This is a genomic window from Prosthecobacter fluviatilis (assembly GCF_055388355.1).
In genome coordinates this window covers 2,836,532-2,850,443 of record NZ_AP043782.1, presented here as the reverse complement: position 1 = coordinate 2,850,443, position 13,912 = coordinate 2,836,532, and the positions used below count along the sequence as shown (strand labels likewise).

11 protein-coding genes are annotated in these 13,912 nt (G+C 60.6%); 3 read left to right on the top strand and 8 right to left on the bottom strand.

Annotated features, from left to right (window positions below):
- Positions 1-31 precede the first annotated feature (31 nt).
- Complete coding sequence (locus tag ACZ5WW_RS10935) at positions 32-1,591, top strand: N-acyl-D-amino-acid deacylase family protein (protein WP_377164244.1); 1,560 nt, start codon at positions 32-34, stop codon at positions 1,589-1,591.
- Position 1,592: 1 nt separating this feature from the next.
- On the opposite strand, the gene ACZ5WW_RS10930 is transcribed toward ACZ5WW_RS10935, so the two are convergent.
- Entirely contained in the window at positions 1,593-3,545 is a 1,953-nt protein-coding gene (locus ACZ5WW_RS10930) for an LTA synthase family protein (protein ID WP_377164246.1), read from the bottom strand.
- Between the two features lie 241 nt (positions 3,546-3,786).
- Here ACZ5WW_RS10930 and ACZ5WW_RS10925 point away from each other — a divergent pair, with 241 nt between their 5' ends.
- The gene (locus tag ACZ5WW_RS10925; RefSeq protein ID WP_377164248.1) at positions 3,787-4,047 is read left to right on the top strand and encodes a hypothetical protein; all 261 of its coding nucleotides are present in this window, start codon (positions 3,787-3,789) and stop codon (positions 4,045-4,047) included.
- A 6-nt stretch (positions 4,048-4,053) separates the two neighbouring features.
- Here ACZ5WW_RS10925 and ACZ5WW_RS10920 read toward each other — a convergent pair whose 3' ends face one another.
- The 4 genes from ACZ5WW_RS10920 to ACZ5WW_RS10905 all read right to left on the bottom strand — a co-directional run bounded on the left by ACZ5WW_RS10920 (position 4,054) and on the right by ACZ5WW_RS10905 (position 7,946).
- Positions 4,054-5,070: a glycosyltransferase family 9 protein gene (locus ACZ5WW_RS10920; RefSeq protein WP_377164250.1), complete on the bottom strand. Its 1,017-nt coding sequence runs from the start codon at positions 5,068-5,070 to the stop codon at positions 4,054-4,056.
- Positions 5,067-5,789, bottom strand: coding sequence for a metallophosphoesterase family protein (locus ACZ5WW_RS10915; protein ID WP_377164252.1), 723 nt, complete (start codon positions 5,787-5,789; stop codon positions 5,067-5,069). Before ACZ5WW_RS10915 ends, ACZ5WW_RS10920 begins: the two co-directional genes overlap by 4 nt.
- Positions 5,790-6,104: 315 nt before the next feature.
- Positions 6,105-6,566 (bottom strand): dihydrofolate reductase, encoded by a 462-nt coding sequence (locus tag ACZ5WW_RS10910; protein WP_377164254.1) that lies wholly within the window; start codon positions 6,564-6,566, stop codon positions 6,105-6,107.
- 21 nt (positions 6,567-6,587) lie between these two features.
- A complete protein-coding gene (locus tag ACZ5WW_RS10905; protein WP_377164257.1) occupies positions 6,588-7,946 on the bottom strand; it encodes an MBL fold metallo-hydrolase in 1,359 nt (452 codons plus the stop codon).
- A gap of 130 nt (positions 7,947-8,076) precedes the next feature.
- Between ACZ5WW_RS10905 and ACZ5WW_RS10900 the strand changes: the two genes are divergently transcribed.
- A complete protein-coding gene (locus ACZ5WW_RS10900; RefSeq protein ID WP_377164259.1) occupies positions 8,077-8,949 on the top strand; it encodes an SHD1 domain-containing protein in 873 nt (290 codons plus the stop codon).
- On the opposite strand, the gene ACZ5WW_RS10895 is transcribed toward ACZ5WW_RS10900, so the two are convergent.
- Genes ACZ5WW_RS10895 through ACZ5WW_RS10885 form a run of 3 tightly spaced genes read right to left on the bottom strand, consistent with a single transcriptional unit; the run spans position 8,946 to position 13,839 of the window.
- The gene (locus ACZ5WW_RS10895; RefSeq protein WP_377164261.1) at positions 8,946-10,163 is read right to left on the bottom strand and encodes a hypothetical protein; all 1,218 of its coding nucleotides are present in this window, start codon (positions 10,161-10,163) and stop codon (positions 8,946-8,948) included. The two genes, ACZ5WW_RS10900 and ACZ5WW_RS10895, sit on opposite strands and share 4 nt — an antisense overlap.
- Positions 10,164-10,193: 30 nt before the next feature.
- The gene (locus ACZ5WW_RS10890) at positions 10,194-12,722 is read right to left on the bottom strand and encodes an ATP-dependent Clp protease ATP-binding subunit (RefSeq protein WP_377165566.1); all 2,529 of its coding nucleotides are present in this window, start codon (positions 12,720-12,722) and stop codon (positions 10,194-10,196) included.
- Complete coding sequence (locus ACZ5WW_RS10885; protein ID WP_377164263.1) at positions 12,715-13,839, bottom strand: protein arginine kinase; 1,125 nt, start codon at positions 13,837-13,839, stop codon at positions 12,715-12,717. The genes ACZ5WW_RS10890 and ACZ5WW_RS10885 overlap by 8 nt, the downstream gene beginning before the upstream one ends.
- Positions 13,840-13,912 lie beyond the last annotated feature (73 nt).

The following is a 13,912-nucleotide window of genomic DNA, read 5'->3' as shown; positions in this document are numbered from 1 at the left end:
CATCAGCCACGTCTTTCTCCCTGCCACCACCATGATGCCCCGCCTCCTTTTTGCCTGCCTTCTCACCTCAGCTCTCAGCGCGGCGGAGTTCGATCTGCTCATCACCCATGCCCGGATCGCGGACGGCAGCGGTGGGCCGCTGATGGAGGGCTCGGTGGCAGTCAAAGACGGGCGCATCGCCGCCGTAGGCCAGCCCCAGGGCACGGCCACTGAGGTGATTGATGCTGGTGGCAAAGTCGTCGCCCCGGGTTTCATCGACGTGCACACCCATTCGGAAGACATCTGCCGCAATCCGGTGGCGGAGAACTTTCTCCGCATGGGTGTCACCACCATCATCTCCGGAAACTGCGGGCATTCCCGCACCGACGTGGCGAAGTTCTTCCAAGAGATCGGCGACTCGAAAGTCGCCCTCAACGTCGCCACTCTGATCGGCCACGGCTCCGTGCGCGAGCAGGCCATGGGCGGCAGCTTCATCCGCGCTCCGAATGACGAGCAGCTCGCAACGATGAAGGGGCTTGTCGATCAGGCCATGAAGGACGGTGCCGTGGGCATGAGCACCGGGCTCATCTATGTGCCGGGCTCCTTTGCCAAAACAGATGAACTCATCGCGATGGCCAAGGTCGCCGCCGCGCATGACGGCATTTACGTCAGCCACATGCGCTATGAGACGACACGCATCTTTCAGGCGCTGGAGGAGTTCATCCGCATCGCCCGGGAGGCCAGGGTGCGTGCCGAGGTTTCCCATATCAAGCTTTCCGGTCCCACCGCCTGGGGAAAGGCGGATGAAGTGCTCAGCGTGCTCAAAAAAGCCCGCGCTTCAGGTCTCAAGATCACGCAGGACCAGTACGCCTACACCGCCTCCAGCACCGGGCTGCGCCAGACGCTGCCGGACAGCGCTCTCGAAGGCGAGCATGCAGACTTTGTCGCACGCATTTCCGATCCGAAGAAAAAGGCCGAGATCATTGCCGGCATGGCCGAGATGCGCGCCCGGCAGGGCCGCAAGGACTACAGCTACGCGGTGATCGCCCGCTGCAAGGCCGACCCTTCGCTCAATGGCAAAACCATTCCTGAAGCTGCAAAGCTGCGGCGCGGTGCGGACACGCTCGAAGACCAGATCGAGCTCATTTTGGAGATCGAGGCCCAGGGCGGTGCCAGCGCCATCTTCCACGGCATGAATGAGGACGACTTGCAGACCTTCCTCAAGCACCCGCTGACCATGGTCGCCAGTGATGGCGGTCCGCGTCGCCTCGGCGAGGATGTGCCGCACCCGCGCAGCTATGGAAACAATGCAAGGGTGCTGGGGCGCTACGTGCGCGAGTTGAAGCTGCTCTCGCTACCCGAAGCCATCCGCCGCATGACCTCACTCCCGGCACAGACTTTCCACCTGAAAGATCGCGGCATGCTCAAAGCCGGAGCTCATGCAGACCTTGTGATTTTTGATCCGGCCAAAATTGGCGATCCCTCCACCTTCAGCGATCCGCATCATTACGCCGAAGGCTTCGATCATGTGATTGTCAACGGAGGTGTCGTAATCCGTGATGGCAAAATCACGGAGGTTCGCAGTGGTGGTCCGCTGCGGATGGGGCAGTAGCTCAAGGTTTGTCCGTTTCTGCCCCCAGGTGTCCGTTGCGAAACAGCCATGAGGCGGCTTGATAAAGCGAGATGGTGTCGCTCAGGCGCCTTTGCAGAGAGTCTGATTTATCCGGCGCGATGGTTCCCGCTTTCAGATCCACTTTCCCCAGAGTGAACTCCTGCTTGGGCTTGAGCATGGCAAAGTCTCCCTGCGTGATGTAGGCGATCTTTTGGTAGTTGGAGACAAAGATGCGCTCCTTGTCAGGAGTGTAGCCGGAGGAGAAAACATCCTGGCCAAAGGTGCGTGTGGTGTAGCTCCAGTTCATCATGCCAAAGAGTGTGGGCGCCACATCGATCTGGCTGCACAGCCGGTCATACGAGCGTGGCTGGATGAGCTGCGGATTCCAGATGATGCAGGGGATGTGGTACTTGGTCACGTCCAGCTCCATCTTTCCGGCGCTGCCGTGGCAGTGGTCCGCCACCACGACGAAGATCGTGTTGGCAAACCACGGTTTCGTTTTCGCCTTCTCCAGGAAGTCGCCGATGCACCAGTCCGTGTATTTGACGGCGGCCTCGCGTGAGCCCTGCGGCATGTCGATGCGGTTTGCCGGGAAGGTGAAGGGGCGGTGGTTCGACACCGTCATGACGTGCATGAAGAAGGGCTTGTTTGCCGCATGGTTCGTGTCCGCTTCCTGCATGGCCCAGCGGAAGAGATCTTCATCCGCCACGCCCCAGGCGTTTTGAAAGGTGATCTCGCTCTTCGGTTTGGTGCCGCGGTCGATCACGCGGTAGTTGTTGCGGGAAAAATAGGTGCGCATGTTGTCAAACATGGCATCGCCGCCATAGACGTAGCTCACATCATAGCCACGGCTGCGGCACACGGAGCCGGAGGTGAAGAGGTTGGTGTTCAGTGGCCGCCAGACGATGGACTGGCCCGGTGTGGGCGGCACGCTCAGCGTCAGCGCCTCCAGGCCGCGCACGGTACGTGTGCCGGTGGCGTACAGATTGGTGAAAAGGATGCCTTCATCTGCCAGCCGGTCCAGGTTTGGCGTCAGGTAGCTGCGCATTTTGAAGTTCACCTTGAAGTGGCTCATGAAGGCCGCGCTCAGGCTTTCGACCGAAATGAACACGATGTTGTGCCGCTTTTCAGGGCCTGCGTGCTTGATCATGCGTCGCAGATCGCGCGGGTCCGCACTGGCCGCCGGAGTGTCGGGCAGGATGAGAAGCTCCTTCGCACGCGCCAGCGCCTTGTCGATGTCCTGCCTGAGATAGAAGCGTTCGAATTCGATCTCGCTTTCCCAAAAGGCCGCACACCAGGCATAGGGGCCGTTTTTGGCCAGCTCACGATTGAAGTTGTTGCTGAAGCGCGGGAGCTGCGATTGCGAGAAGAAACTGGAAATGCCCACCACAAGCACAGCGATGCCCAGCGCCGGCACGATGCGCAGCCGCCACGCACTGTCTCCGGCGCATACCCAGCGCACGCCTCCGAGCTTCCACATCACCCACACCACTGCCGAGCCCGCCAGCGCCAGCCCGGCATAGATCAGCGGCATGGGGTAGGACTGCTGGATGTTGTCGATCACCTCCTGGGTAAACACCAGATAGTCCACCGCGATGAAGTTGAACCGCACCTGAAACTCATCCCAGAAGAACCCTTCCGCCACTCCGATGAAAATGAAGACCACGGCATACAGCAGCAGGAGGAATGACACGACCCATCGTGCCGCTTGGCTGCGCCACAGGGCTGCGGGCAGCAGTACCGTCAGCAGAAGCCACGGCACCACCGCATAGCAGGCTGCCAGCACATCATAGCACAGGCCATAGCCAAACGAACCCAGCAGCGAGGCATCCCAGGCGATGTCGTGCCGCCCCTGAATCATGAGCGCGACACGTGTACAAAACGCCACTGCCAGAAACAGCGCGATGATCAGCAGGGCGCCTCGGGCTAAAGACGAACGGGGGCTCAGTCGCATAATGGACACATGCTAAAAACTCGGATGAACGCTTTCGTAGGCTGGGTAAAGGCTGGGGAGCGTACGAAGTGGCAGGAGGTGATTCGCTTTCAAGGTTCAAAATGCCTAGCCAAGATGAGAAGTTTACTTCAGAACGGCATTGTGACCGCAGATGACGGCCTCATCCTGATGACGCTTTTTACAATCTGCTCCATGATCCCGCTGGAGAAGCACCATGGGTCTGAATAACATGCGGCCTCCTATGAAGCCCTCCCTCCTGCTCCTAGCCACTGTCGCTTTCAGTTTCAGCTGCACCCGTGCTGCGGACGGCATCCCGCCCTCCTATCCGCTCAAAAAGTGCGTCATTTCAAACGAACCCTTCGGGGGCGAGATGGGCAAGCCCGTCAAAGTCACGCATGAAGGCACGGATGTGTACCTGTGCTGCAAATCCTGCCTCAAGGACTTCAAGGCAGATCCCGCCAAGTACGTGAAAATGGTCAAGGACGCTGCTGCGAAGAAGTAGGCGGCCTTACAGCCGCCGGCTCACCCATTCGCCCATGCCTCGTGCATCGGCATCGGTTACGTTCGCATCGCGCTGGCATTCCTCGGGGCTGAACTCCGTTCGCGCGGCAATCCGCCCGGCCTTCCAGACATGCACCGCTGGCGGGTAGGGCCCGACTTTGCGTGGGTCGCTCCAGGTGTGGATGCCAAGCGTCTGCGGATTGACCGCCGCAGCGATGTGCATCGGCCCGCTGTCCACGCTGACGCAGAACCTGGCCTGTCGCATGATCCAGATCAGCTCGGGCAGGGAAGTGCGCTGGCTCCAGTCTTGGATATGCGCGCCGGTGGGCCGGGCTGGGTCAGAGGTCATGCCCACCAGCACCACCGGGTGGGGAGCCAGGGCATCGCAGAGCGACTGCAAAGCGGAATGGGAAAGCGACTTGCCCTCGCCGCGCGACCAGGGATGCACGGCGACGAAGCCTTGCGCTGCCTGCGTCCAGCCAGCGGGAGCCGAGCCTGGAGCAAGCTCAAAGGTGATGTCCTCAGCCTCGATCTTGATTCCCAGTGCGCGCGGCAGCTCCAGGTAGCGGTCCACGGCATGGGCTCCGGCGTCCACGGGCACGGTATGGTTGTAGAAGAAACGGGAGCCTTCACGCGCATCCGAAAGACCGACGACCGCTTTCGACCCACGCCAGCTGCTGACCAGGCCGCTGCGCAGCAGGCCCTGGAAATCGAGCACGATCTCCGGCTCCTCTCGCGGCAGCATCATCCAGGTGCGCCGCCAGTTCCAGAAACGCGCCAGGCCGGCCAGTCCGCGAAAGGTTTTGCGGGGGAAGGGGATCACTTCATCGAGCAAGGGGCTGCCTTGCAGAATGGGGGTCCACTCGGTGTTGGCCAGCCAGCGGATTTTTAGCCGGGGATGGGCGTCTCTCAGGGCCTTCACAGCCGGCAGGGTGTGCACGATGTCACCCAGAGAGCTGGGTTTGACGATGAGCGCGGAGCGGAAGTCGCGCAGGCTGGGAAGCTGGCGCGTGACCTCGCTCATTTGCCCAGGGCAAGGCGGTCTGCCAGCAGGGAGGGCAGACCAGCCGCGCGGATTTTTGCCTGGGCGGTTTCGATGTCGTACTCCAGCCGGCGGATCGAGATCGTCTGCGCCTGCACATCGTAGATCGCGTAGGCGGCTCTCCAGTCACCGTCGCGGGGCTGTCCCACGCTGCCAACGTTGACAAAGTACTTCACGCCACGCTGCAGCTGAACGTCGGTGCCTCGGGCGGCCCGCACAGCGTCGTCTTTTTCAAAGATGCGCGGGACGTGCGTATGGCCGTAGAAGCAGACCTGGGTAAACTGGTAGCTGAAGCTGGCCATCGCATCGAAGCGGTTGGTCACGTAGCCCCAGTTGCCGGGAGAATCGAGCGTGGCATGCACGATGGTGAAGTCACGCACCTGACGCACCAGCTTCAGCTCGCGCAGCCACTGGCGCTGGTCCTGGCTGAGCTGTTCACGGGTCCACAGCAGGGCATTCTGGGCCAGGGGGTTCAATTCTTCCAGGGAGCTCTCGCTGGCGGCACCCTCATCGTGGTTGCCGCGCACCACCGGGCAGCCCAAGTCTTGCACGGCCTGCAGGCACTCGACTGGATTGGCTGCGTAACCGACGATGTCGCCGAGGCAGACGTAATTGGCACAGCCCTGCTCCTGAGCGTCCCACAGAACGGTCTGCAGGGCTTCAAGATTGGCGTGTATGTCTCCGAATATGGCGAATTTCATCGTCTAAGGTTGGCGGCGATACCTGCACCTTCGGGACATGAGCAGGGAAATCAAGCATTTCAGCATCAGAAACCTGCTGTGGGGGGCAGGGCGGAGGTCCGTCAGGATTTCTGAAAAAGCAAACGGGGCGGATCACCCGATCCGCCCCGTCGCTTGATAGAGAGTCCAACAGCCAGAAGGAACCACTATTTGAAAATTTTGACCGGGCCATCTCAGACCCTTTGTCTGAGTGTATTCTTCCACATTCCCCAGACAATGCGTCAGAGGCACGTAAATGAGTTGTAAGCTGCTTGTAAATCGCAGCTCTCCCGCCTCCTAAACTCGTTCGTAGAAGCGAAATTCCAAGCCTTCTGACTGACCCACGATTTCTTTGAGGGAGAACAGGTGCTCAAAGGGCGGGAGCAGGACATCCCCCTCATAAGGCTCGGCAATCCAGGTGAGATAAAACCCGTCACACCGGGGCAGCAGTTCCTCAAAAACACGTGCCCCCCCAATCACAAAAACGGTTTCCGCTTCACCACACACCTGCGGAATCTCGTCGGCACTGCGAATGACCGTGACCCCCTCCCTTGGGGCCATGGTGCTGCTCAGGACGATGTTTTGGCGGCCCGGCAGAGGCCGGCCGATGGAGTCAAAAGTGGCGCGCCCCATCACGATGGGGTGGCCGAGAGTGGTGCGTTTGAAGAATTTCAGATCCTCGGGGAAGTGCCACGGCAGCTTGCCTTCGCGCCCAATGACGCGGTTGCTGGCCATGGCGACAATGGCGATGAGGCGCATAGGGCGGTGACGAAGGGCGGATTACCAGAGTTCGATCGGCTGATGCGGCTCAGGGCGTATGATCTCCGTGCCCGGAATGGTCTCGTTGAAGCGGCGGGTAAACCACATCTGGGCCGGTTCTTCACCGTGGACGAGCAGGAGCTTTTTCGGCTTCACCTTTTCGATGTATTCTGCGATCTGCTCGCGTGAGGCATGGGCGCTGAGGTCAAAGCTTTCGACACGCGCCCGCAGTTCCACAGCGGGAAGGTCCTTGGCCAGCTTGATCTTGGTGCCCGGGGTGGCGTTGCGGATCTTGTAGCCGGGGGACTCGGGGTCGGTGTAGCCGACGAAGCAGACGGTGTTCCGCGGATTGTCGAGGAACTTCTGGGCGAAGGTGTTGGAGACGGTGTGCTCCGTCATCATGCCGCTGGACAGGGCATAGAGAGTGCGCGGGCTGGAGATGATCTCCTGGCGCTTCCTGCCTTTGCGGGGGACGAGCATCTTCATGTCGTCCAGCAGGCGGAAGCCGGGATAGCTGCGGCGGCTGCGGGAGGCATAGTGATCGTAAAGCACCGTGATCTTCGTGCTCAGCCCGCCGATGTAGAGCGGCATTTCAGGAATGAGGCCCTCCTCGTGCAACTCGTGCAGCATCATCATGACCTCCTGGGTCTTGCCCAGGGCAAAAACGGGGATCATCACAGCTCCGCCTGCCTCATGGGTGTCGCGGATCACGCCAGCGAGGCGCTCTTTTTCGTTTTTGCGTGAAAAGCCCTCCGGGCGTGCGTAGTCGCCACGGGTGGTCTCGGTGATCATCACGTCAATGCCGCTGGTGGGGAAATCAGCGGCGCGGCAGATGGTCTGCGCCTCAAAATTCACATCGCCGGTGTAAAACAGCGTGTTGCTGCCTTCACGGATCAGGACGCCCGTGGAGCCGAGAATGTGGCCGGCGTCGAACATGGTGGCCTCCAGATTGGTGTCCGGAATCTCAAACGGGCGGTCGATGTCGCGGTAGATCCACTGGGCGCGGATCTCATCCAGCTCCCGGTGGGTGAAGAGGGGGTATTCCGTGATGCTTTCCTCCTCGCGCTGCTTCGTCATCACATTGACGGAGTTGTGCAGCATGGCGGATGAGAGCTCCCCGGTGATTTCCGTCATCAGCACCGGTGTGTTTGGCTGCTTGCGCTGCAGCACGGGCAGGGAGCCTATGTGGTCATGGTGCGCATGGGTGATGAGCACCGCATTGGCCGACTTGTGCGGCAGTGGGCCGAAATCCGGCATGGCACCGTAACCTGCCATTTTGGGGTGCATGCCGGAATCAAGCACGACGCGATGGTCCCCGGCTTCGAGGAGGTAGGAATTGGCGCCGATCTCACGTCGGCGGGTCAGGTTGCGAAAACGCATGCAGTATTTTTGGGGGGAGGCGGACACTAGGGGGCTGCCCGTGTTCCACAAGGCCTATTTGGTCATGTTCCGGCCGGTAGGCGCCTTCGATCTCGGTTGCCGTTCCGTGTTCTTGTTTCACCTTCCGCCCATGCGCACTCGATTGGACCGCCTGCTGAAACTTGTCCCTGTGATCAGTGTCTTGGGTGGAGGGGCGCTTCTGGCCGTGGAGCGTGTCTGGAAAGACTCCGGCGGCCAAAGCGAGGTCCGGGCTGAATTCGTCAAACTCTCAGGTGAAAACGTCTTCCTCCGGCGTGAAAACGGCATCGTCATCACCGTGCCGCTGTCCAGTTTGAGCAAGGTGGATCAGGAGTTCGTCGTCGGCACTCGTCCGCCTGGAGAGGCTGGTGCCTTGCTCGGAGCACAGGAGGAAATCGTGCTCCAGCTCCCCAAGCCCATGTTCGTCAGCAGCCCCGTCATAGACCTGGGACTTCCCAACATGGAGAAGTTTGACATCTCCAAGCGCATCAAAAGCTTCAAGGCTCTCAAGGGCACTGTGAATGTTGCGAAAGGCAAAAAGGTCACCTCCTCCGATCCGGCTCCCATCATAGGCGATCTCAATCTCATCACGGACGGAGATGCTGACGGTGCGGATGGCAGCTTCGTCGAACTCATGCCAGGGAAACAGTGGGTGCAGATTGATCTCGGAGCCACGCACACAATTCAGAAAATCGCCTTGTGGCATTATCACAAACTGTTAGCAGCCTATCTGGACGTGGTCATTCAGGTCTCCGATGATCCAGACTTCAGCAAGGGCGCCACCACACTGTGGAACTCCGATCATGACGACACTTCCGGTTTTGGAAAGGGCAAGGACCCAACGTATGTCGAAAGCAACTACGGTCGCATCATTGAAGGCAAGGCCGCCAAGGCCCGCTACGTCCGTCTCTGGAGCCATGGCAACACCAGCAACGAGATGAACCACTACTGCGAGGTGCAGGTCTTTGCCGTGCCGCCTCCTTAGGATGCCGGACTGATCCTGCGCCCGGCAAAGCGTGCGAACACTGCAGAGACGGCCAGCAGCGCTGCGGGAATGGTGGGCGGGCACCAGATCAAACTGGATTGAAAGGCGAGAAAGCAGGTGACCAACGCGGCGAAGATGCACAGCAGGCCGCGCGGGATGGCTTTTTTACGCGGCACGAACAGCACCAGCCACAGCCCCATCAGGCCAGCGGCACCCCAGATGATCCATTGCGCCCAGTCAGGGAGCAGTCGCAGGCGCGGCATGGCAAGTATTTCGGCCAGAGCCACGGCATGCAGGCGTGCCAGCCCGCCGGTTTGAGCGTCATCCGTGCCGATCACGATGAGCTTGCCGCCGGAGAGATGCTGTTTGTCCTGGGGTGAGAGCGCCTCGGCCAGTTCGGTCGTCATCAGGTTGAGCGCGTCCACCTCGGGCACAGCCCGGTCCATGCACACCCATTCAGCGTTGCGGGTGAGGTTGACAAAAACGCCGTCAGCCAGGTAGGCCCCGGACCCCGTTTCCAGCGCCAGCCGGTGCTTGGCATAAGGTGTCTTGGTGAAACGCGCCAGGGCCTGAGCCAGCACCGTTGGGAGCAGCCTGCCGCCTTCCTGGACAGCATAGGGCAGCAGCACCGTTTCCTTTTCCTGACGGGAGATGGCTATGCCCAGCTCCGCCTGCGCACGCATCAGTTCATCCGGTGCCGAGATCAAAGCCTTGAGCGGAGGGACGGACTGCATGTTTCCGTGCACTTTTTGGAACACCGGCAGTGAATTTTCCAAGCCTCCGAGAAAGGCTGGCGTGTCACGCGTGGTGGCGAGTTCGGCCTCCACGCCGAGCACCGTGCTCGGAATGGGCAGCAGTGCCTGAGCCGCCTCGGCCACAAATTCAGGGGGCGGGCGGCCCCAGAAAAGCGTTTCGGGCACGACCACCACGGCCGGATCATACGGCTGCAAGCCCTTCAGAATCATCCGCCAGTCCAGCGGGCGTGGCGGCCAGCCAGCGTATTCCGCCCTGTCGGCGGTGCGCATTTTCACAAAAACCACCGGGGACTCTTTCATCGCCTGGTCTTTGGCGAGCACAAAGCGTTCCCGGGTATTGGCCACGAGGAAGTCCAGAAACAGCTCGTCCACCCGCTGAAACCTTCCGGCCTGATGCTCACGATCCAGCCACCAGCCGAAGCTGCCGAGCAGGAGAATGAGAATCAGGGCACGAAGCATGGCAGGCAACGCCCGGCGGCTAGCGCCCGGTTAAGGTGTGGGCGTTTCAGCCGGGATGTCAGTGGTGGTGCTTTCGCGCTTTTCAGCGGCAAACTTGAGGCGGTTGGTCTCTTCATCGTGGGAGACTTTGACGATGTCGCCTTCGCGGATGTCACCACGCAGCAGGTGCTCGGCCAGCGGGTCCTCGATGTTTTTCTCCACCGCACGGCGCATCGGGCGCGCACCATACTGAGGATCAAAGCCCTCTTTCATGAGGAACTCACGGGCGCTGTCGTCCAGCGCGATGTGGATGTTCTTCTTCTTGAGGCGTGTGACCACCTTGCTGACTTCGAGATCCACAATCTTGTTGAGCTGCTCTTTCTCGAGCATGCGGAAGATGACGATGTCGTCCAGGCGGTTGAGGAACTCAGGCTTGAAGAACTTCTTCGCGGATTCGGTGATCTTGCCCTTGATGCTGGCATTGTCAGCCACGTCCTGCTGCATGGCGATGAAGCCCAGGCTGGTCTGACGCTTGATGGTTTCAGCGCCCACGTTCGACGTGAGGATGACGATGGTGTTCCGGAAGTCGATCTTGCGACCGAAATTGTCGGTGACCTGACCTTCTTCAAGGATCTGGAGCAGGAGGTGCATCACATCCGGATGCGCTTTTTCGACTTCGTCGAAAAGGATCACGGAGTAAGGGCGACGGCGAACGGCTTCGGAAAGCTGGCCGCCTTCTTCATAGCCGACGTACCCGGGAGGCGCACCGATCAGACGGCTGGCGGTGTGCTTCTCCATGTACTCGGACATGTCGATCTGGATCAGCGCCTCGGCGGTGCCAAACATGAACTCGGCCAGGTTCTTGGCCAGGAAGGTCTTGCCGACCCCGGTCGGGCCGAGGAAGAGGAAGGAGCCGATTGGGCGGCGCGGATCCTTGAGGTCTGCACGTGAACGGCGCAGCGCCTTGCTGATCGCGATGACAGCTTCGTCCTGGCCGATGACCTTGCCCTTGAGCTCGGTTTCCATCTTGAGGAGCTTCTCGGCTTCGGCCTGCTCCATGCGTTGCAGCGGGACGCCGGTCCATTTGGAGACGACGGACATGATGTCCTCTTCGGTCACGTCGACGATACGCTCCTGGTTGTTGGAGCGCCAGCTTTCCAGCACGTCGTCAAAACGCTTCTTGGCATTCTTTTCACGGTCACGCAGGTGAGCCGCCTTCTCGAAGTCCTGCTCCTTGATGGAGCCTTCCTTCTCGACGCGGATCTCCTCGATCTCGGCCTCGATCACCTTCAGCTCTGGCGGACGCGTCATGGCGGCGATGCGGGCCTTGGAGCCGGCTTCGTCCATGATGTCGATGGCCTTGTCCGGCAGGAAGCGGGAGGGCAGATAGCGGGAGCTGAGGTTCACGGCGGCCCTCAGGGCGTCTTCCGTGTACTTGGCCTTGTGGTGCATCTCGTATTTGCCGCGCAGGCCAAAGAGAATGCGGATGGCGTCCTCCACGGAAGGCTCCTCAACCTTCACGCTCTGGAAGCGACGCTCCAGGGCGGAGTCCTTTTCGATGTACTTGCGGTACTCGTTCAGCGTGGTGGCGCCGACACACTGCAGCTCGCCGCGGCTGAGGGCGGGCTTGATGATGTTGCTGGCGTCCATGGCGCCCTCAGCACCGCCGGCACCCACGATGGTGTGGAGCTCGTCAATGAAGAGAATGACGTTCTTGTGGCGGCGGATCTCGTCCATCACTGCCTTGATGCGCTCTTCAAACTGGCCGCGATACTTCGTGCCAGCGACCATGAGTGCGAGGTCGAGGGTGATGACTTTCTTGTCGCGCAGAATTTCCGGGACGTTGCCAGCGGCTATTTCCTGGGCCAGGCCTTCGACGATGGCGGTCTTGCCCACGCCGGCTTCGCCGATGAGCACCGGGTTGTTCTTGGTGCGGCGGCAGAGGATCTGAATGACACGGGCGATCTCTTCCGAGCGGCCGATGACCGGGTCCATCTCTCCCTTGATGGCGAGTTCGGTGAGGTCACGACCAAAGGCTTTGAGCGCCGGGGTCTTCTCGTTCTTTTTCTTGTCGCCCGAAGGGGTGTTGCCGGTGGGATTGACGGGTTCGCTTTCCTCTTCCTCCTCCTCGTTCTGGGAGGAGAAGTTGGGGTCGAGTTCCTTCAGGATCTCACTGCGGGCCTTGTCGAGGTTCACGTCGAGGTTGCGCAGCACCTGGGCGGCCACGCCTTCCCCTTCGCGCAGGAGGCCGAGAAGGATGTGCTCGGTGCCGACGTAGCTGTGGTTGAGCGCCTTGGCTTCCTTGGAGGCCAGGGCGAGCACCTTCTTGACCCTTGGAGTGTAGGGGATGTTGCCGACCATCTTGGTCTCCGGGCCGGAGCCGACCTGCTGCTCCACCTGCATGCGCACGGTTTCGAGGTCGAGGCCGAGCTTGGTCAGCACGTTGACTGCCACACCCTGGCCAAGTTTGATCAGGCCCAGCAGCAGATGCTCCGTGCCGACGTAGTTGTGGTTAAAGCGGTCGGCCTCCTTGCGGGCAAGGGCCAGAACCTGTTGAGCACGTGGAGTGAAATTATTCATCATTAGTGGGGGAGGCGTTGCCTCCGTTGTTAGATTGTGATGGTGGAAAACTACCCGGGCCGTCGATGGATTGCAACCGCGTGCGGGTTAAATCAGCACGCATGCTGTCACGCTCTTCAGGGGACAATTCACGCGCAGCATTGAGCTGAAGATGCGCAGGTTGAATTTCCAGCAGAAGCATGTCGATCAGGCTGCGGTCGCAGTTCCTGACAAGGTCGAGATCCGCGCCCAAGCGCAGCATGGAAAGCAGGTTCAGTGCCTCTTTGGAGGTCAGGATGTGCGCATACCTCAGAATGGCAAAGGCGCGCCCCACCTGGTCCTGCAGCATGGTCTGATGGTCTTCTTTGAGCTTGGCGCGCGCCGTCACTTCGGAACGGACGACGCCCTCGATGACTTTTTCGATCTGGGCGATGATTTCAGGCTCCGCCTCACCCAGTGTGTGCTGGTTGGAGATCTGGAACAGATTGCCGAGAGCCTCGGTGCCTTCACCATAGAGGCCGCGCACCGCCAGGCCGATCTTGCCGATCGCCTTGATCACCGGGTTGATCTGCTCCGTGAGCACCAGCGCGGGCAGGTGCAGCATGACGGAGGCGCGCATGCCGGTGCCCAGGTTCGTGGGGCAGGCGGTCAGGTAGCCGAGCTTGGGGTCAAAGGCGTAAGGCAGCAGGCCTTCGAGCTCCGTGTCCACCCGGTCCACCGCCTCAAAGGCACTGGCGAGGTTCAGCCCGGGCCGGATGCCCTGGATGCGAAAATGATCCTCCTCATTGATCATGATGGAGATGCTCTGCTTGCGGTCCACGACCACGGCGCACCCGGAGGAGCGCGCTGCGTGCTCACGGCTCACGAGGTGGCGCTCCACCAGCACCTGTTTGCGGATCTTGCTCAGATCGGTGTAGTCCTCGCTGTAGCCGTCCCTCATTTCGGGCAGCTCCTCCACCACCGGGCGTGCGCGCTCCAGCAGCTCGATGCGCTGGCGTTCCTGGCTGAAGCCAGGAAACGGGTAGCCACGGAGATTGCGGGCAAGACGCACACGCGATGTCATGACCACATCAGAGTGGGGCCCCGTGCCTTTCATCCAGTCGGCGGGGTTCTTGATCAATGTGGCAAAACGCATCATGAGATTATGAAGTTGGACGTCTGAAAAGGGATACGCGTTGAATCATGCGCGAGGATGATTCCACCTGCGGCAT

Coding starts and splice junctions, on each gene's coding strand:
- ACZ5WW_RS10935 (WP_377164244.1), top strand. CDS start 32: ATGATGCCCCGCCTCCTTTTTGCCTGCCTTCTCACCTCAGCTCTCAGC.
- ACZ5WW_RS10930 (WP_377164246.1), bottom strand. CDS start 3,545: ATGCGACTGAGCCCCCGTTCGTCTTTAGCCCGAGGCGCCCTGCTGATC.
- ACZ5WW_RS10925 (WP_377164248.1), top strand. CDS start 3,787: ATGAAGCCCTCCCTCCTGCTCCTAGCCACTGTCGCTTTCAGTTTCAGC.
- ACZ5WW_RS10920 (WP_377164250.1), bottom strand. CDS start 5,070: ATGAGCGAGGTCACGCGCCAGCTTCCCAGCCTGCGCGACTTCCGCTCC.
- ACZ5WW_RS10915 (WP_377164252.1), bottom strand. CDS start 5,789: ATGAAATTCGCCATATTCGGAGACATACACGCCAATCTTGAAGCCCTG.
- ACZ5WW_RS10910 (WP_377164254.1), bottom strand. CDS start 6,566: ATGCGCCTCATCGCCATTGTCGCCATGGCCAGCAACCGCGTCATTGGG.
- ACZ5WW_RS10905 (WP_377164257.1), bottom strand. CDS start 7,946: ATGCGTTTTCGCAACCTGACCCGCCGACGTGAGATCGGCGCCAATTCC.
- ACZ5WW_RS10900 (WP_377164259.1), top strand. CDS start 8,077: ATGCGCACTCGATTGGACCGCCTGCTGAAACTTGTCCCTGTGATCAGT.
- ACZ5WW_RS10895 (WP_377164261.1), bottom strand. CDS start 10,163: ATGCTTCGTGCCCTGATTCTCATTCTCCTGCTCGGCAGCTTCGGCTGG.
- ACZ5WW_RS10890 (WP_377165566.1), bottom strand. CDS start 12,722: ATGAATAATTTCACTCCACGTGCTCAACAGGTTCTGGCCCTTGCCCGC.
- ACZ5WW_RS10885 (WP_377164263.1), bottom strand. CDS start 13,839: ATGATGCGTTTTGCCACATTGATCAAGAACCCCGCCGACTGGATGAAA.